Origin of the sequence: Spiroplasma endosymbiont of Tiphia femorata (assembly GCF_964020225.1) — a bacterium.
GTDB lineage: Bacteria > Bacillota_I > Bacilli_A > Mycoplasmatales > VBWQ01 > Spiroplasma_E.
Window position 1 is genome coordinate 836,211 of sequence record NZ_OZ026544.1, and the last position, 18,784, is coordinate 854,994.

The window sequence follows — 18,784 nt, forward strand, 5'->3', positions numbered from 1 at the left end:
TTTCTTTTAAATTTTAAAACAAAAAAAGTTATTGAATTAAAGCCATTTTTCAACCATTAATTAAAGTTTTTAAATCTTGAATAGTTTTAGTAATAAGTAGTGTTAATTGGGCACTTAAAAAATAAGTTAAATTCTTCTTAAAAATAGCAATTAAAAGTTTTTTATTATTATCAGTAATAGAAACTTGGTGGTCAAAATTAGTAAACATTTGTTTTTTAAATTGCCATGTTAAAATGATAATTTTAGTTTTAGTATATGCTTTTACTGGAAATTGTTTATTAATAATATTGGGTAATGAAGAATTACTAAATAATGTTACTCAAGTTTTTTTAATTAAATTAAAAATTGTAAATAAATTATCACTAAACATTTTTCATGAAAAGAAACCTAATCAATAGTAAAAGAACACTAAAATTAGTACTGAAATAAAGTTATTTATTGATGGTAATGATATTTTAATCATAGTAAAATTAAATTGTAAAATAATAGCAATTATAATAATTGACAAAATAGTAAAACGCATCACTTTCATAATTTGATTATTATTACGGCTTAAAAAACTAAAACAAATAAATAAATGTAAAATCGAAATCAATGATAGCATTGGTAAACTTTCTAAATCTAAAAAATTAATATTAATTACCATTTCTTGAACTGGTAATAAAAATAAACAAAATTGTGCTAAAAATCATAAACTAAATTGAAGAATAATGATTTTTGTTTTATTAAATATTTTTTTATTATTAATACTATTTTTATGAAAATTAATAGTAATTAAAAAAGTTAATTTCATAATTAAAAGTAAAAAAAGAACTGGTAAACCAAAAAAAATAAATAATTGTTCAAAATTATTAATACTATTAATTTTTAAAATATTACTACTACGTAACATTATATTCACCTTTAAATAAACTTTGCTATTATTATAATTATAAACTATTAAAATTAAATAATGCAATTATTTAGTTTTAGATAGTGTTCAAATATTTAAAAAGAAAAGGAAAAAAGAAAATGTTATGAAACTGCTGTATCAAATTCTTTAGTAATAATTTTGATAATGAATATCAATATTTACAACCTATGGATTCAAACTATATGTACTACCCCACTACTAATTATCAAACTACTACATCTACTACTAAAATAATAGCTGTTGAACAACCAACTAAAAATACATCAACAGTTTTTTCAAATAGAAAAATTATTTCAAAACCATTGAAAAAAAAGATACAAGAGATTAATATTAATAATATTACTATTTTTGAAGAAGAAAGTGAAAATCAAACTAAACATATATCTTTATAAATAAAAAGAGTTAATAAATATTTATTAACTCTTTTTATTTAATTTATAACTATCTTTAATTTTTTTAAAAACCATTGTTTTATAATCTTTGCTACGATAATCATCAAAAACAAATATACCTATAAAATGATAACCAATGCCTTTTGATTTTTCTTTTATTTTTACAAAAGTAACAAATTCTACTTTATCTTTAATATATTTTTCACCCAATTGTTTTCTTTTTTCACTTGTACTAGTACTATTAAATTGATAAATAACATTTCAATCTTCTGACAAAAAATTTGCATATCCTGTTTTAATTACTTCTTCTTTTTCGCTATTTGGACTAATCGTTAAAAATCAAACTTGTTGATAATCATTTATTTTATAACCACTTTTTAATATTGATACACCATCTTCATTCTTCATTAGTAAAAAGAGTACTTAAAACCTCAAAAATTGTTTTAAATAATATTCTATCTTTGATAGTTATTTCTTTCTTGAATAAAATTGTTTTTAGTACCTCATTGTTCACTATATGGTCACCTCTATATAAACTATAACATAATTTTAATGATTCTTATTTATACGAAATAATAATACTAATTACATTGTAAATAATTTTGGTTGTAAACAAAATCCTGGTGTTAATTCATTAGCAATATGAACGTCTTCTCAATTTTCAGTTGAAACTGAAAATTGTTGACCTGTAGGTACTAAAACTGATAGTGGTGCAACTACTTCCATCATTTCACTAACTACTAATGTTTTTGATACTATTTTTTTTCAATAACTGGGTTAATATGAATACAAGATTTTATATCATAACTATCAGTAAATGCTACTAAATTTTGATTATACTGTGATAACATTTGTATTTTTTTATTTAAATTTGTCAACTTCTGACTACCTTTTTTATTTAAAGTTTCTAACTTTTCTTTTTCTAAAACTAATTGTTTTTTTTGGTTTACCAGTTCTTTTTTTACTTTTAATTATGAAATTAACTTTTTTAATTACTATTAATTTTCATAAAAATAGTATTAATAATAAAAAAATATTTAATAAAACAAAAATCATTATTCTTCAATTTAGTTTATGATTTTTAGCACAATTTTGTTTATTTTTATTACCAGTTCAAGAAATGGTAATTAATATTAATTTTTTAGATTTAGAAAGTTTACCAATGCTATCATTGATTTCGATTTTACATTTATTTATTTGTTTTAGTTTTTTAAGCCGTAATAATAATCAAATTATGAAAGTGATGCGTTTTACTATTTTGTCAATTATTATAATTGCTATTATTTTACAATTTAATTTTACTATGATTAAAATATCATTACCATCAATAAATAACTTTATTTCAGTACTAATTTTAGTGTTCTTTTACTATTGATTAGGTTTCTTTTCATGAAAAATGTTTAGTGATAATTTATTTACAATTTTTAATTTAATTAAAAAAACTTGAGTAACATTATTTAGTAATTCTTCATTACCCAATATTATTAATAAACAATTTCCAGTAAAAGCATATACTAAAACTAAAATTATCATTTTAACATGGCAATTTAAAAAACAAATGTTTACTAATTTTGACCACCAAGTTTCTATTACTGATAATAATAAAAAACTTTTAATTGCTATTTTTAAGAAGAATTTAACTTATTTTTTAAGTGCCCAATTAACACTACTTATTACTAAAACTATTCAAGATTTAAAAACTTTAATTAATGGTTGAAAAATGGCTTTAATTCAATAACTTTTTTTGTTTTAAAATTTAAAAGAAAGGAAGAACGAATATGAAAAAACAATCATTTTTGCTTTTTAAAAATGCGTTTAAACAAGCATTTCGTAATAAAATTCAATTAGTTGGTTTAATTGTTTTAGTATTATTATCATCAACTATTTTTTCATTAATGCAAACAAGTTTAGCAAGAATTTCTGATGAATATTCAACATTAGTTGCAAAATCTAATTTACATGATTTTGTTATTGATTTATCTAATACTACTCCAAAAACTATTTCTAATAAAATCTCAACATCAACAACTGCTGTTGATGAAAAGAATGATTTTGATATTAACAATATTGCAAATGATGCTGGTAATGAATTTATATGAGATCGTGTTGAAGGCAGAACTATGCAATTAGATAATAATAGTAATCCTAGAATTTTAAAAATATTAACTTATAATCAAGATGCTCGTATTGATAAATTAATCATTAGTGATGGTTATCAAATAGGAGATAGTAATAATCCAGATAAAACTCCAAGTTGAAAACAGGTAGTTATTAATAAAGAATTTGCTCAAAAAAATAATTTGCATATTAATGATACAATTCGTGTGCAATCAGATCAATTAGGAAGTAGTTTAAAAGTTTCAGGATATGATTTAAATGATGCTGCTTATAGTAGTTATAATTGATTAATTTTTGCTTGTAAAATTTGATCTTGACTTAAAATTTCTGTTTTTTCTTCTTTTGCATCATTTTCTTGTTTTATACTTTGTTCTTTAATGTCATTTTCTTCTAAAATAGCATTAATTTTAGTAATATCTTTTTCAAGTAAAGACGTTGAACTACTTGTTGTAGATGATTCTGAATTATCTGTTTCATTAGTATTGATAAATTTTAAATGTTCATTTTTTTTGTTGTCTTTTTTCTTATTTTTTCTTTTTTTAACATTTGTTTTCTTTGTTTCTATTTTATGAGAATTATTAAAACTTTCTACTTGCATTAACGTTTCCTTTTTTGAAACGTCATTATCGTTTAAAATTTCTTGCAATTTTTGTTTTAACTTTTTAATCATTTCAATATTTCAATTTGAAAAGAAGTAGGAATAAGAGAAAAAAAATAAATGAGATAATTGACAAATTACTTATGATTTTATAGTTAATAAAAGATATAAAGTTTATTATTCTTGAAATATATATAATAATGTTTTTGCAATTAAAGAATTTATTATAACTAATACAAAAATAGCAGGTGTACCAATAGAAGTTTTTAACAATAATACTAATGTCTTAGTTTTATCAGTACAACACTCAAAATTTATTACTATTTATTCTTTAAAAGGTAGCGATAAAGGTAATACATGAAAATTAGAAGAATTACAGGAATAAAATTATGATTTGAAAAATTATAAAAATTATTTTAAGTTTAATTGGAGTTTTATTATCTTCTGCTGTTGCTGGTTTAATTATATTTATTATAGTAAAAATTGTCTTAAAAATTAATCAAATATTTTAGAAAGGAGAAAAAAATGAAACCTTTTTGACCAAGAAAAGATAAAACAAATATTAATAATAATGAAGAAAAATCTAAATTAATTTTTTTAGAAAATAAAAGTACACATGCTTCTATTTTAAGTTATTTTGGTTTTAATGATTTTAATCATGAGACTTATTTTACTGATTTTGTTGCTGAAAATAATGCTAATTTATATAATGCTCCATTGGATATTAATAATGAAACTATTAAACAATATTTAATTAAACAAGAATTTTATAGAAAGAATTGAAATTCTATTTTTAAATTAAGCAAATTAGGAATTAGTGGTTATTTAATTTATATTGCTAATGATGATTTATATTTTCAAGTAGTAGATATACAGCAAAGAATTTATGATATTACTGGTAAATTAATTCAATGTACTATTTTTTATGATAGTTATCAACAAAATGCACAAACAGTAAGATTATTTGAAGTTTATAAATTAAATAATGAACAAGTAACTATTAATCGTGCAATTTATAGTATTAGTGATAATAAAAAACAATTTCCTTTACCTTTTAAAGAATATAGTAATAATCCTAATTTAGAACAAGAACAAACATTAAATATTAATTATATTCCAATAGCAATTATGAGAAATAAAGCAAATGAGTTAGCAGATTGTAATAAAGTAATGGATAAAATTAAAGCATTAGATGTTATTTATGAACAAATTGTTTTAGATACTATTTTAAATTCACCAAAGTTTATTTTTGACCAAACTTATGGTAATGCTAAATCTACAATGGATGAAGCCGTAAGAACATTAGTTACTAACAACTATATTTGAAAAACTACTGGTGATAATAATGAAAAAAGTGAAAATATTAATATGACAAGTAGTAATTTTAAAGGTAAAAATTTAACTGATATATGATTGAAATATTAATGAAATATTTAAACGTTGTGGTATTCATATACCAAGTCAAAAGAAATCAGCACAACAATCGGTTCCCGAAAGTACAGCGGTAAATATTTCAACTATTAATTATATTGAACAAAAATTATGACAATTTAATATTGATATTCTTAAATTTATTCAAATATTAGTACGTTTAGATAAAGATTTATTAAATAGTAAAACATTTAATATTAATGATGAACAAGAAATTAATAACTTAACAGTTAAATTAAAATTATTTAATCCAGAAAATAACCAATTAATAGGAGAAAACAATGGAAAACAACAACAAACCACAAACGAAGTTTCCACAGAAACAAACTAAACTTAATCAAGCAGAAATAGAAAATGATTATTTAATTGATAATATTCCTTATGATTTTACTAATATGATGAGTGCTACTAGTGACCCTGATATTAATAGAGCATACGATGAATTTAAAAAAAGAAAAATTTATATTTATGAAATTGAACGTTTATTTAAAAATAATGAAAATAATAGTTTAAGATTTTCAGCAAATACTATTAAAATAGGTTTTCTTGATATTGATAAAGTATTAAAAACTACTGCTGTTGAAACATCTTATTTTACTATGCAATTAAATCAAAGAGTAAGTACTAATATTAATGACAATACAATTGAATATAGTATGACTGATATTAAAAATTTAATATTTCAAGAAATAAATTTATTAAATCAATTTAAGTTATATGCAGTTAGTATAAATGAACCATTAACTGAAAATAATATTGATAATTTATATATTGTTAATAATTATTCAGAACCTTATCAAAATCCAAAAACTAGAAGTACTAAAAGTATTACTATTATTAAAATTAAAGACTTTAAAACAAGAGATGGTTATCCAATTATTATTAAATTACAAAAACCACTAGATAAAGACACCAAAGTTATTGGTTTAAAAATTAAAGCACCTAGAAGCATGATTTTTGGCAATATAAAGGTACTTGGTGAAGTCGACAATATTGGAGGTATACCCAAAGTTATTTGTCAAAGATAAGATAGCATTTCCGCTATTATCAATGCCTATTGAAACTCAACCAAAAGTTAGAATATTACAACAATGATTTAGTAAACAAATATTACCTTGAAATTTAGCAAAACAATTTATAGGACAAGAAAAATCAGTTTTAGATTTAATTGCTATTGGTGGTGGTAGAGAAACAAGAAAAGAAATTATTAATAATGCAAGAGTAACTAATGTTAAAATTGGTTATGATGTTTCTAAAAATTCAAAAGTATGACCATTATCTGATGAACTAGAATTAAAAGATAAAAAATTAGAGTCATGATTTTTAGTAAGTGACTATAATTTATTTATTTCTACAACAAATAAATTTCATGATGTTGAACTAGAAATAAAAGATAGACCACCAATTGATAGTTTACAAAAAGTATTATTAGATATGTTAACTTATACATATACTTATAATAGAAACTTTGATGGTGCATCATTAAGTAATGTTTTAAAAGAAATGAATGATTTAGATAAAATTCGTGCTAAGTTTGAAGGACAAAAACCAAATGAAGTTATTACTAATTTATTTAAACAATGAGAATTAGATTATCCTAACTATACAAATTTACCACAAGTTAAAATATTAAAACAAATAGTTATAATGCTATCAAAAAATATTTATTCAACCATGTCTATTAATAACGGTTTAAATGATGACTATAAATTATTATTACCTTATTATTTTGAATTAAAATCAAATCCTATACATTCTACACCTGATAAGATTTGAGAATTTAAAGATATAAAAGTAGTATTAAAATCTGCATATTTTGATTTTACAGATATCAATAACATTAAACTAAAAAACAATGACATTAGTCAAAATGAATTATTGAAATTAGATGATAATCAATTTAACTGACTATCCATAACTAATGAATTAGAAAGCAATAATATACCATCATTAATTCCGGCAGATTGAACATTAGGTAATGGTGAATATGGAAAATATTTTACAAGATTAATTATTAATAAAAATAAAACCGAAAATGCTTTAAATTTATATGGTTCAAATAAATCACAATTATTTTCTAAATTAGAATTTTATAAAGAAGTTTTACAAATTGACAATAATAGTGAATTTGAATTACAAATTGAAAATCCAATTAATAACTTAAATCGAATTGAAGTTAGCGGACTATTTGGTGCTGGTAATTATGATTTAATTTTAGTAACAAATAAACAAGAAATAAATTTAAATAATATTAATTTATTTGATAAATATAATGAAAATATTTCTTATATAAATTTAGAAATTTAATTATCAAAATATCCATCTGGATAAATACCATCTCATTTTACTGCATCATCAGTTAATTTATTTGATGCTCAGTAAAGAGTAATTTTATGTTTATTACTTACTGGTCTTGCTCAAATAGTTGCCCCCCAGTGTGCTTCATGGTCGTAATCATAAAAATATGTTAATTGATTATTTTTATTATATGAAACTATTCCTAAGATTAAACCGGTAACACCAGTTATTACAGCAAATGATAATGATATTTTTTGAAAATTTGTTTTTATTCATGTTTTCATAATAAATATCTCCTTTTTTCCTTGATTTTACTTTTAAATTGTACTATTTTTGATTATTTTTACAAGTATGCTTTTAAAAGCAAAATAACGCCTAAATTAAAGGTGTTTATTTTTTGATACCTATACTATTAATTGTATTGCGCTTATTTATTATATTGCAAATGTGAAGATACTTTTTTTACAGTAGCATTATTTTTACCCCTAATTACATTTTTATATGGATATAATGCATAAAATAATGCATCATAAGGGTCTTGATACATATTTTTGTCAGGAATGTTAGTTTTGGTTTGGTCATAACGTAATTCTTCTAAACATTGAGTTGTTTTTGGTAAATCATCTTTATTTGCATAAAAGTTTCCATAACTCATAATATTTCTCATTCAAACTACTCTATTAGTTAATCCGGCTTCTTGATTTAAATTTGAAGCATGTTTAATAGCGGTTTGTGTTATTAAAATAGTATTGTGTTCATCAATTAATTTTTGATTTAATCAATCCATTGCTGTTCTTGCTTTATCATCATAAAAATAAATTGCTTGTTCAAAATTTTCAAAATTATCCATTAATCCTAAAATTTCATTAACATAAGCATTAATTTTTTCATTTTCATTTATAAAATCATTTGGAGTAACTACTAATTCACAAATAATATAAGCATCATAATAACCAGTATTATTATATTCTTTAAAACCAACTACCATAAATACAGTATGGTCTTTTGGTCCCGTAGCTCAATCAATACCAACACTATAAAAATCAAATTTATACATTTCTTTTTCTTGATTATAAAATTGTTTTAAATCATATGATTGTCAATATTTTACTGTTTTTTGAAATGGGAAAATTGTTGCATCGCTATCTAAAAATTCAAAACCATAATAAACAGTATTATATTCATCTGGATTACTTTTTTCCATTTCTAATAATGTTCTTTGTTGAATGTCAGGTAATTTATTTCAAAATGGTTGAATAGTAAATCTTAAAACAAATAAACCTAAACCACTAAACATATCTTTATTTTCATAATAAACTTTACCAACTTTTTTAAGATTTTTCATGACTTCATCATTTAATGGTAAAAATGGTGTACAGTATTTTAAATAAAATGGATGATATTTATCATAAGGATTACATGTAAAAGTAATGAAAAAACTTTTATAAAAATAACGAGTAATCTTTTGTCCAAAGGTAGAACTATATATATTTTTATCAATAAATGTTCAACTTCACTCTTTAATAGGTTTATTTGATACTTTAATACGATTACTTCTAAACATAGAGTTTTGTAAACGTTCATATCGATATGTTAATTGTTTTTCAGTTAATGTTTCTTTTTCTTCTGCCATAATAATTTCATCTGTTCTTGAACCTAAAAAACTTGACCCACCTGCTTCTTTTCCAAAAATCTTATTACCATTAGCATAACCAATAAAGTCAATTTGTTGATTACTTGGAAAGATAATACATCCCCCATCCTTAGTAATTTTTTATTTAATGCCATGTGGATTATTAGGTAATAAATTAATATTATATGTATCTAATAAAACTTGACAAACATTCATTAAAGCACCAATTGTAGTTTCACTATGAGTATTTTCATATCTTCTTACTTCTTGAACACTACTATCTCTAAAATTACAACATATAAATAAATCAAATGCTAAACAGTTTCAAGTTTTTCTTGTTCCACGTGCTGTTGGAACAAAACGATAAAAACAATTAGTAGTAAAATATTCTGCTCATTCATCACCAACAAATTCTTTAAAAATATCTCAACTAAAACCATAATTATTATCACTAAAATTAAGATTATATTTTTTATTTAATTGTCCATAACTACTAATAAAAGCCATATTTACTCCTTATTTTTTAAAAAAAATTAAACTTAAATTATTAACAAACAAAAATTAGAAAGGAACATTAAAAATGTTTATATTACCATTCGCAAATCATTTTGATTGAGACAAACATGATTTTAATCAAGATGAATTAAGTTTAAAACAAACAGAAGAATTATTTGCAAAAATAGATGATTATTTATGAAGTATATGTGATAAATCTGAATATAAATCATATAGATTTAGACAACGAAAATTAAAAGCAAAAAAAAGGTTTATTAACTTATAAACGACGTATTTGTACACATTATAACACAAAAACACAAAAAATGGAGTACGTATCATTATTAGATAATTATCTTGGTGTTAAAAAATATAGTAAACTTGCACCTAACGTTATTAAACAAATTTTAAAATATTTTGCTGATGGTAAAAAGTATCGTGATGTTTGTGATACTTTTATTGAAGATTTAATAAGTAATAGTACAGTTTGTAGAACATATCAAAAATTTGAATTACCAAAAGCAAATATTCCCAAAATACCATTACAACCAAATCAAAATTTATATGTAAATATTGATGATGGTCATCGAAAATTTAAGTTTAATGAAAAACACAATACTAAAAATTGTAAAAAATGTTCGATGAGATTAATAGTAATGTGTACTGGTAAAAAGAAAAATGGAAAATTAATTAATAAAAGAGCTGTATGTAAAATAAGAGTTTCAAAAACAGAAATTGGTGCTGAAAAAACCGCAAAATTAATAGAAAAATATGGTAATTTATTTTTTGAAAACTTTGACCAAGCAAATTTAATAGTTTGTGGAGATAGTGCAAAATGAATTAGAAAAACTGCTACAATTTTAAATGCTAAATTTATTTTAGATAAATTTCATGCTTTTCATGTTTTATTTCTTGGTATAATGGCAGGAAGAAGAAAAAATCAAATTGCTAAATTACACTATCAAAATGCAATAAATTTATTTGCCAAAGGTCAATATTATGAATTAATTGATTTTTTACAATCATTAACTTTACAATATAAAAAATTAAAAGTTGGTTATTTTATTAATGCAAAAGATGGTGTATTAAACCAAGCATTAGTTGAAAATATTGGTTGCTTTACTGAAACTAATATTAAACAAATTTTAAAGCATATGATTGGTGATAGAACTTATAACATTGATATGTATACAAAAATGGTTAATTTTAAATGTTATCAAATAAATACAATTATCCAGTTATTATAAATTAAAACTTAAATTTAAAAAATAAATAAAAATAAAATAAAACTTATTAAAGAAAACTTTAATAAGAATTTTTGAGTTATAAAAGTAAGTATTATTGTTGACTAATATTTTTGAAGTGTTAAGATTAACTTACAATTGCATATTGAAGTCTAAATTATTCTCGTCTAAACTTATAATTTAAAGACAAATTTGAATATTATTGACAACATCGGTATGCTCCCAAATAGAGTGCTTGGATTTGTACTTTAGTAAATGATGGAATTTGAATTGGAATTAATGATCGTATTTGTTTAATTGTGAGTACTTGTATTTGTTTACTTGTAAAAGATGTTATTTGTTTTATTGAGAAATATGGAATTTGTTCTTGTGTAAATGCTTGTATTTGTTTTTCAGTAAATACTTTTATTTGTTCTATTGTAAAACTTTGCATTTGTTCTTGTGTAAATGCTTGAATTTGATTTTCTGTGAAATATGGTATTTGTTCAGTAGTGAATGTTGTTATTTGTTTTTCAGTAAATACTTTTATTTGTTCTATTGTAAAACTTTGCATTTGTTCTTGTGTAAATGCTTGAATTTGATTTTCTGTGAAATATGGTATTTGTTCAGTAGTGAATGTTGTTATTTGTTTTTCAGTAAAAGTTACTATTTGTTCTTTTGTAAAACTTTTAATTTCATCTTTTTTAAATAGTGGAATAGGTATTTCTTTATGATTTAAAATATAATCAGTGTGTTCTTTATTAACGTAGTTTATTAGACAACATGTTTTAAGAATTTTTTCAAATTCTGGTTTATTATTTATTATTTTTCTTGTTTCATTTAATTGTTTACCTATAAAATTTAAAGGTTCTTCATTGTAGGGTTTTAATTTTCTAACTTCAAACTCTTCTTGATAAATATTGTGATAGTCTTGTAAGTCACTTGAATCCATAATTCTTGCTTGTCCAATAATATATTTTAAAGGGTTACTATCAAAAAACATAGATTCAGCGGCAAATCCAGCTAAATCAATTCGTAATAAGGTATATAAGTCATTATCACTTATATTTTTAATTTGATTTAAAGGTATAAACTGATCAGATATTGTTCTTCCAAGGTATTGGAAATCTGAAGTGATAGATTCTAACTTTTGAAATTTGTTTTTAAATTTAGAATCTAAAATAATTGTTGTATGTCCTGCTTCATGAATACAAGTAATGTCTTGATCATTAGATTGTGTACAATCTGCAATAGATATATTTTTAGGTTTTCAATCTTTAATAGTTTCTTTATTATAAATTGTTTTAGCATTAGTATTTTGTAGTTGATTATTAAAAACTAGTGTGATTAATAATCATAGTTTAAATCAATAGTTTGGATTAAAATATTTCATAATTTTTGTACTCTTTCTTTTAAAAAAATAAAAAACCCACATACTTTAAAAATAAAGTAATGAGTTAAAACTATAAGTTTAGTTTATGATTATTTTTATAACAAATTTTATAATTTTTGCATACAATATGATTTATTTTTTGATTTAGAACTTTAATGTTTTATATTAATTTAAAAAGTTAAATATGATTGTAAATAAAAGGGTTAAAATTGAAATAAATATTGAAATAAATCATGATCAATTTCTTTTTCATCAATTAGAATTTTTATATTTATAACCTTTAGTAGTAATTTCAGTTTCAGTTTCAACATATTTTATTGTAATTTCATGATTTCCTTTAAATAATAGTTCTTTTATTAAAGAATCTGATGAATTTCTAAAAGTAAAACGTAATTTTTCATTTAAAGAAACTTCTTTATTTAAAGTATCTTTATCTATTCATCAATATCCAACATCGTTAAATTCTTCTCAATCTTTTTCAAAGGAAGAAATATTGAAATTATTTTTTACTATTTTTGAGGTTCAAACTTTTACAACGTAAATATTATTTTTTGATATTAAATTATTTTTTAAAAGAAATAAGTTTTGATTAATTTTATTAATAAACTCATTAGTTTTTAAATTATATTCAGTGTTAATATTTATATATTTTTTACTTAAAATATAATCTCAAGCAAAATTATTCATTCCTTTTATTCAATCATCATATAATTTTTGTATATTAACTTCTATTTTAAAAATAATAGTATTATTTTCATTATGTATTTGATAATCTGAATAATTTTCTGGTTTTAAAAAATGTAAAGGACTATCAAAATAAACACTATTTGTTGAAATAGTTTCTTTTAAAAACTTAAATTTTAATAATTCTAAATTATTTTTTTCAATATTATTTAATCTTTTTTTAATCCAATTTTTCTTTAACATTTAATTTTCCAATTTAATTATATTTATTATTTAATTGATAGCAAATCATTAAATTTTCTAATAACATGGCAATAGTCATTGGTCCAACACCACCAGGCACAGGAGTAATTGCTGAAGCAGTATTTTTCATTATTTCAAAATTAATATCACCAACAACTTTTTTTTCTTTACCTTGATAATTAATTGCTACATCAATAATAACAACATCACGTTTAACTTGACTACTATTAATAATATTATAGACACCAGTAGCACTACAAATGATATCAGCTTCTTTAGTATAAAGAGTTAAGTCTTTAGTTAATTTATGAACAATGCTAACAGTTGCTCCCATATTAGTTAATGATAAAGCCAATGGTTTACCAACAATATTACTATCGTTAATGATAGTAATATTTTGTTTAGAAATGGGAATTTGATAGTGATTTAGTAATTTTAAAATACCTTTTACTGTACAAGGCAACATTGCTTTTTTATCACCTTGTAATAATCTTCCGGCATTAATATTTGTTAAACCATCAACATCTTTATTAATAGTAATGCTATTAATAATTGCTAATGTATCTAAATGTTTTGGTAGTGGTAATTGTACTAAAATTCCATCAATATTATTATCACTATTTAATTGTTCAATTTTATTAATTATTTCTTTTTGTGTTACTGTTGTTGTTAGTGAAAATACTTGTCCATCAATACCACATTCTTGACATGCTTTAATTTTAGTTCGTACGTACATTTGTGATGCTAAATCTTCACCAATAATTATTACTGCTAGTTTAGGTTTACGATTAGTAATAGTTGTTACTTGTGCTTTAATTTTTGCTTTAATTTGCTGGGCAATTATTTTACCATCTAAAATTTTTATCATATGTGTTCACCGTTTCTTAATTTATCCAATTAATACGTTTTCTTCAACTCTACTTATCGTTGGTTTTGATTTACGATCACTTCAAGCAAGAACAGTAGTTGATACTCCTAATTGTCCCACAAACATGACAAAAATTAAACTAAGTTGACTAAAAATACCTAATTTGGAATTATCAAATAATGAAAGTCCTGTTGTTCCAAAAGCACTTGAAACATCAAAAATTACTTGTGCAAAGGTCATATCAGAATTATCTATTATAAAAACATTTTCAATTGTGATAATCATTACTGATACAAAAACTAAAATAAAACCAAGTGTGCCGACTATAAATGACATACGAACAGTTTGATTAGGAATTTTACGCTTGAATACAAAAACATCATTACGGCCACGGGCAATATTAAAAATTGTTAAAAGAATGATTGCTAAAGTTGTCGTTCTAATTCCTCCGGCAGTACTTGCTGGTGAAGAACCAATTCACATCATTAATGATTGGATCATTTGTGAGGCAAGGTGAAATTTATTTAAGTCAACTGTATAGTATCCAGCATTTCTTGTTGACATTGTATTAAAAAAAACAGCCATAATTGCATCAGATGTCGATAAATTTTTAAAAATGGGCTCTTGCCTTGATGGAGTTATGACATTACGTGAAAAATATTCAATAAACATAACACTACTAACACCCAATATCGCAACTAAAAAATATGTTATTAATGTTAGTTTAGTAAATAAACTAAATCTAAATTTTTTACCATGAGTTTTATTTTTAATTCAATGATATAAATCATAATAAACAGGAAAACCAATACCACCAATTACAAATTCAATAATAAAAATTCACTGCACAAAATAATCACTCTGAAAAGGTTCTAATGAAGTTATACCAACTATATCAAAACCAGCATTATTAACAGCAGAAATCGAGTGGAAAATTCCCGATCATAATGCTAATAGTATGTGATTATAGTAACCTGTATTATTGTTTAGACCATATTCTATTCCTGAGATAGGCACAAAATAAAAATATAAAAATAAAACAATTGCTCCCAAAAATTCAGTAATTGTCATAACAATAATCCCAATTTTTAATACATCAATAGTCGTTCCTAATTTATTAGAGCCACGTTCACCTTGCATTAGTAATCTTTCTCTTAAACTAGTATGTCGATTAAATACAAATAAGGATAATATTGCTAGTTTAACTGTAATTAAACCAATACCACCAAATTTAATTAAAATTAAAATAATAAATTGCCCAAAGAAAGTAAAGTCATTAGCAGTGCTTTTTACTGTTAAACCAGTATCAGAAAACGCACTACTAGCAGTAAAAAGGGCAGGCAAAAAGTTTCATTGTCCTTTTGTTGTGGCAATTGGTGTCATTAAAAGTATTGTTCCAACTAATAAAGTGAAAAAATATAAATTAAACATTTGTCGGGGACGAGTTTTACCAACAAAAATAATTTTAAAAATATTTTTTACACTACGATAATTAACCTTAGATAGCATCAAAAAACTCCTAAAATAACATTTTCTTTTATTATTATACTATACTATAGTCATTTCTATTAAATATTAGTTTTAAATTTAAAATACCAATATTTTAAGAATTAGTTTATAATTTAGTATAATATAACATATTTAAGTAAATATTATTTAAGGAAGAAGGATATAGATGTCTTCATCAGAAAATGATTTTTGTGTCATTGGTTTAGGTAAATTCGGAATTTCAGTTGTTAAAACTTTAGAAGAATTAGGTAAAGTTACATTAGCTATTGATAAAAGAGAAGACCGTTGTCAATTAGTTTCATCAATAGCTTCTGAAACTTTAATTTTAGATTCAACTAATCGTGATGCATTAGATGATGCCGGAATTCACAAAGTGCAAAATATTATTATTGCTATTGGTTCTGATTTAGCAGCTTCAATTGTTACTGCTGTTCATGTTTTAGCAATTCATCGTGAACACAATACATTATCATCACTTAATCTTATTGCTAAAGCTGTTGATAGTACTCACCAACTAATTTTAGAAGCAATTGGTATTACTAATATTATTTTATCTGAAACAGAAGCTGGTAAGAAAGCTGCATATCGTGCTATTTGAAAATTAGGAGTAGATTTAACTACAGTTGATGAAAAGTACTCAATAGCTAATGTAATTGTTAAAAATACTAAGTTTACAAATAAAAAACTAGAAACTTTAAAAATTCCTAGCAATTATAAAATTAACTTAGTTGCAATTAAACGTCATGGTAAAGTTATTATTCCTAGTAGAAATGAAATATTAATGTTAAATGATGAACTATTATTTATTAGTTCTAATGAAAATATTAATTCTGTTTGTAATGATTTTTCAATTGGTGATACTAATAAAATATTTGAGCCTACTATTATTAAAGCGGTAAAGAAAAAGCGTTCATTTTGAAATTGATTCAGAAGAAATAAGAAAAAGAAAAAAAATAAAAAATTAAAGAAAAAGGAAGTTAAGAAAGAAAAAAACACTAATAAAAAAAATTAATTATAAGAAAATTGTTTTTTATTTTTAGAAATATTAATGTATTATCATTGTAATAAAATTTATATATTTTAATTTAAATATAAGTTTTTAACCGATTGCTTTATTTTTTAAAGTAAATAGGTTTTTTATTTTTTGAAAGGAAAATATTATGTATACAATGGAAAAAAATAAGAAAGTACTAATTAAAAAAATAGAACAAATTTTTGAAATAATTCAAATTAATCAAAAAAATTTCAGCAAAGAAAGAATACGGAAACATAACCAAAAACCTGAGGTTGGAACTAAAAAATTAAAATATGATCAAAGGCCTGAAGTGAAAGCAAGAAAACGAGAATCTTATCAAAGATGGTCTCAAAAAAATAAAGAAAAAATACGAGAATATAATCACAGATGATGTCAAAAAAAATAAAGAAAAAATACGAGAATATTATCAAAGACCCGAAGTGAAAGCAAGAAAACGAGAATATAATCAAAAGTCAGAAGTGAAAGCAAGAAAACGAGAATATTATTACAGATGATGTCAAAAAAATAAAGAAAAAATGAGAGAACATATTCAAATTCCTATAGAGTGAGATGATACTCAAATTTGCAAAAATTCAAAAGACATTAAAACAAAATATGCGACAGTAATAGTAAAGCAAAAAGTTGATGATAAGATAATGCTTTCTAACATCGTACCAATGCCAGTAACTCAAAGTAATGAAGAACAAGAAATAGTACACAAGGCAGATATATTTAACGTTAAAGATTTATCTAATGGTATTAATAACATTGAAACTAATATGTTTGAAAGACCAGAGGTACCTAAAACGCCCGAGATTATTGATATCATTTTAGACATGTCAGAAAATAAGATATTTTCTAATGTCAATGGTAAAGTAATTAGTAATAGTATTTAAAAGGAAAAAATATCAAAAGTATAAGTAAATTCTATTAATATTTAATAATTTACTAAATTAAGGAAAATTTATTTATTTAGTATTTAAAATAATAATTTTATGTAAAGGATGAAGAACAATGGACAATTATATTTATTTTTTTAGTAATAAATGAACACAATATAAAATAAAATGTTTGGATAAAAAAATACCAATTCTAAAAGGGAAATTTGATTCACTTAAAATTATTGAAGATTGAACAAATTCCTTAATCTTAGAATTAAATGATGAAATAAATAATTATTCATATAATTTTCAATTAACTACTTTAAAAGAGGTTTTTTTACCAAAAATACTTGAAGATTTTATTAATTTTAAAAAAAATAAAGATATTTTTCATTTAATAATAAATGAAAAATATTTCAAAAAAATAAAAGTATTAAATTTATTTATTAATAAACAAATTGAAAAAGATGATTTTTCTAAAAAACATTTAAAGAAAATTTTATTGAAAGTATTAAGATTTAGATCTTATTTTAATAGTAAATTGATAGAAACAGAAAGCGATTTACTAACTTTAAATAGTAAAATAAAACTTTTATGAAAAGAAATTTTTGATAGGGACATAAAATTTTACAAAAACAACAGCAGAAGTTAAAACAAAAAAATATCTTGATAGAAAATCAAAAGACAAAATTAAAAGAAAATATTAAAGATATTAAAGATAAATTAGAAAAAGAATTAAAAGCTGATTATCAAAATAATAAACTTACTAATTTTAAAGTTCTTTTAGAAATACCAAAAAAAGCAAATTTTAAAATAGCATCTTTAGAAAAACAAATTACTAATTTAGAAATTAAGCAATATGAATTACATGTTCAAATGCAAACATTACAACAAAAAAATAATGAATCAAATTTGAATCAAAGAAATATTAATAATCAAACAATAACTATCCAATTAAATAAACCAGAATTGACAAATAAAACATTAGTTAATAATTTAACAATGTCATTACAATTTTTAAGACCAACAAGTAATTTTAATTAAAATTAAGAAAGTTACTTAAAAGAATAAAAATAAATATTTTATTAAA

General features: G+C 22.2%; 24 protein-coding genes. 13 read left to right on the plus strand and 11 right to left on the minus strand.

The window, feature by feature from the left end:
• Nucleotides 1–28: 28 nt before the first annotated feature.
• Nucleotides 29–892, minus strand: a complete 864-nt coding sequence (locus tag AACK83_RS05255) for a hypothetical protein (protein ID WP_338959718.1) — start codon at nucleotides 890–892, stop codon at nucleotides 29–31.
• Nucleotides 893–1,011: 119 nt separating this feature from the next.
• On the opposite strand from AACK83_RS05255, the gene AACK83_RS05260 reads away from it, so the two are divergent.
• Nucleotides 1,012–1,305: a hypothetical protein gene (locus AACK83_RS05260; protein WP_338959720.1), complete on the plus strand. Its 294-nt coding sequence runs from the start codon at nucleotides 1,012–1,014 to the stop codon at nucleotides 1,303–1,305.
• Between the two features lie 24 nt (nucleotides 1,306–1,329).
• Here AACK83_RS05260 and AACK83_RS05265 read toward each other — a convergent pair whose 3' ends face one another.
• The 3 genes from AACK83_RS05265 to AACK83_RS05275 form a co-directional block, all read right to left on the minus strand.
• On the minus strand, nucleotides 1,330–1,713 hold the full coding sequence (locus AACK83_RS05265; protein WP_338959723.1) for a hypothetical protein: 384 nt from the start codon (nucleotides 1,711–1,713) through the stop codon (nucleotides 1,330–1,332).
• Between the two features lie 177 nt (nucleotides 1,714–1,890).
• The gene (locus AACK83_RS05270; protein ID WP_338959726.1) at nucleotides 1,891–2,034 is read right to left on the minus strand and encodes a hypothetical protein; all 144 of its coding nucleotides are present in this window, start codon (nucleotides 2,032–2,034) and stop codon (nucleotides 1,891–1,893) included.
• 26 nt (nucleotides 2,035–2,060) lie between these two features.
• Nucleotides 2,061–2,183 (minus strand): hypothetical protein, encoded by a 123-nt coding sequence (locus AACK83_RS05275; protein ID WP_338959729.1) that lies wholly within the window; start codon nucleotides 2,181–2,183, stop codon nucleotides 2,061–2,063.
• A gap of 95 nt (nucleotides 2,184–2,278) precedes the next feature.
• Here AACK83_RS05275 and AACK83_RS05280 point away from each other — a divergent pair, with 95 nt between their 5' ends.
• The 6 genes from AACK83_RS05280 to AACK83_RS05305 all read left to right on the plus strand — a co-directional run bounded on the left by AACK83_RS05280 (nucleotide 2,279) and on the right by AACK83_RS05305 (nucleotide 7,759).
• Nucleotides 2,279–3,043 (plus strand): hypothetical protein, encoded by a 765-nt coding sequence (locus AACK83_RS05280; protein WP_338959732.1) that lies wholly within the window; start codon nucleotides 2,279–2,281, stop codon nucleotides 3,041–3,043.
• A gap of 40 nt (nucleotides 3,044–3,083) precedes the next feature.
• Nucleotides 3,084–4,121 (plus strand): hypothetical protein, encoded by a 1,038-nt coding sequence (locus tag AACK83_RS05285; protein WP_338959735.1) that lies wholly within the window; start codon nucleotides 3,084–3,086, stop codon nucleotides 4,119–4,121.
• A gap of 289 nt (nucleotides 4,122–4,410) precedes the next feature.
• Nucleotides 4,411–4,533 (plus strand): hypothetical protein, encoded by a 123-nt coding sequence (locus tag AACK83_RS05290; RefSeq protein ID WP_338957828.1) that lies wholly within the window; start codon nucleotides 4,411–4,413, stop codon nucleotides 4,531–4,533.
• Nucleotides 4,534–4,546: 13 nt separating this feature from the next.
• Nucleotides 4,547–5,446 (plus strand): hypothetical protein, encoded by a 900-nt coding sequence (locus AACK83_RS05295; protein WP_338959737.1) that lies wholly within the window; start codon nucleotides 4,547–4,549, stop codon nucleotides 5,444–5,446.
• Between the two features lie 287 nt (nucleotides 5,447–5,733).
• Entirely contained in the window at nucleotides 5,734–6,480 is a 747-nt protein-coding gene (locus AACK83_RS05300; protein WP_338959739.1) for a hypothetical protein, read from the plus strand.
• Nucleotides 6,431–7,759, plus strand: a complete 1,329-nt coding sequence (locus AACK83_RS05305; RefSeq protein WP_338959742.1) for a hypothetical protein — start codon at nucleotides 6,431–6,433, stop codon at nucleotides 7,757–7,759. Before AACK83_RS05300 ends, AACK83_RS05305 begins: the two co-directional genes overlap by 50 nt.
• Here AACK83_RS05305 and AACK83_RS05310 read toward each other — a convergent pair.
• From AACK83_RS05310 to AACK83_RS05320, 3 genes are all read right to left on the minus strand, one after another.
• Nucleotides 7,756–8,034, minus strand: a complete 279-nt coding sequence (locus AACK83_RS05310; RefSeq protein ID WP_338959597.1) for a hypothetical protein — start codon at nucleotides 8,032–8,034, stop codon at nucleotides 7,756–7,758. The two genes, AACK83_RS05305 and AACK83_RS05310, sit on opposite strands and share 4 nt — an antisense overlap.
• A gap of 143 nt (nucleotides 8,035–8,177) precedes the next feature.
• Complete coding sequence (locus tag AACK83_RS05315) at nucleotides 8,178–9,383, minus strand: hypothetical protein (protein ID WP_338959744.1); 1,206 nt, start codon at nucleotides 9,381–9,383, stop codon at nucleotides 8,178–8,180.
• A 141-nt stretch (nucleotides 9,384–9,524) separates the two neighbouring features.
• A complete protein-coding gene (locus AACK83_RS05320; RefSeq protein ID WP_338959747.1) occupies nucleotides 9,525–9,890 on the minus strand; it encodes a hypothetical protein in 366 nt (121 codons plus the stop codon).
• A gap of 73 nt (nucleotides 9,891–9,963) precedes the next feature.
• Here AACK83_RS05320 and AACK83_RS05325 point away from each other — a divergent pair, with 73 nt between their 5' ends.
• Nucleotides 9,964–10,164 carry a hypothetical protein gene (locus AACK83_RS05325; protein ID WP_338959750.1) on the plus strand — a complete coding sequence of 67 codons (201 nt, stop codon included), beginning with the start codon at nucleotides 9,964–9,966 and terminating at the stop codon, nucleotides 10,162–10,164.
• A gap of 7 nt (nucleotides 10,165–10,171) precedes the next feature.
• Nucleotides 10,172–11,125, plus strand: a complete 954-nt coding sequence (locus AACK83_RS05330; RefSeq protein WP_422397102.1) for an Mbov_0401 family ICE element transposase-like protein — start codon at nucleotides 10,172–10,174, stop codon at nucleotides 11,123–11,125.
• Nucleotides 11,126–11,321: 196 nt separating this feature from the next.
• Here AACK83_RS05330 and AACK83_RS05335 read toward each other — a convergent pair whose 3' ends face one another.
• The 4 genes from AACK83_RS05335 to AACK83_RS05350 all read right to left on the minus strand — a co-directional run bounded on the left by AACK83_RS05335 (nucleotide 11,322) and on the right by AACK83_RS05350 (nucleotide 15,798).
• Nucleotides 11,322–12,494: a hypothetical protein gene (locus AACK83_RS05335; protein ID WP_338959754.1), complete on the minus strand. Its 1,173-nt coding sequence runs from the start codon at nucleotides 12,492–12,494 to the stop codon at nucleotides 11,322–11,324.
• Nucleotides 12,495–12,659: 165 nt separating this feature from the next.
• Nucleotides 12,660–13,421: a hypothetical protein gene (locus AACK83_RS05340; protein ID WP_338959756.1), complete on the minus strand. Its 762-nt coding sequence runs from the start codon at nucleotides 13,419–13,421 to the stop codon at nucleotides 12,660–12,662.
• Nucleotides 13,422–13,434: 13 nt separating this feature from the next.
• Nucleotides 13,435–14,289: a bifunctional 5,10-methylenetetrahydrofolate dehydrogenase/5,10-methenyltetrahydrofolate cyclohydrolase gene (locus tag AACK83_RS05345; RefSeq protein ID WP_338959758.1), complete on the minus strand. Its 855-nt coding sequence runs from the start codon at nucleotides 14,287–14,289 to the stop codon at nucleotides 13,435–13,437.
• A 21-nt stretch (nucleotides 14,290–14,310) separates the two neighbouring features.
• Nucleotides 14,311–15,798, minus strand: a complete 1,488-nt coding sequence (locus AACK83_RS05350) for a TrkH family potassium uptake protein (protein ID WP_338959760.1) — start codon at nucleotides 15,796–15,798, stop codon at nucleotides 14,311–14,313.
• 166 nt (nucleotides 15,799–15,964) lie between these two features.
• On the opposite strand from AACK83_RS05350, the gene AACK83_RS05355 reads away from it, so the two are divergent.
• The 4 genes from AACK83_RS05355 (at nucleotide 15,965) to AACK83_RS05370 (ending at nucleotide 18,738) form a co-directional block, all read left to right on the plus strand.
• A complete protein-coding gene (locus AACK83_RS05355; protein ID WP_338959763.1) occupies nucleotides 15,965–16,810 on the plus strand; it encodes a TrkA family potassium uptake protein in 846 nt (281 codons plus the stop codon).
• Nucleotides 16,811–17,106: 296 nt separating this feature from the next.
• Nucleotides 17,107–17,709: a hypothetical protein gene (locus AACK83_RS05360; protein WP_338959766.1), complete on the plus strand. Its 603-nt coding sequence runs from the start codon at nucleotides 17,107–17,109 to the stop codon at nucleotides 17,707–17,709.
• Nucleotides 17,710–17,827: 118 nt separating this feature from the next.
• Complete coding sequence (locus AACK83_RS05365) at nucleotides 17,828–18,346, plus strand: hypothetical protein (RefSeq protein ID WP_338959769.1); 519 nt, start codon at nucleotides 17,828–17,830, stop codon at nucleotides 18,344–18,346.
• 14 nt (nucleotides 18,347–18,360) lie between these two features.
• Nucleotides 18,361–18,738 (plus strand): hypothetical protein, encoded by a 378-nt coding sequence (locus AACK83_RS05370; RefSeq protein WP_338959772.1) that lies wholly within the window; start codon nucleotides 18,361–18,363, stop codon nucleotides 18,736–18,738.
• The last annotated feature ends 46 nt before the right edge of the window (nucleotides 18,739–18,784 follow it).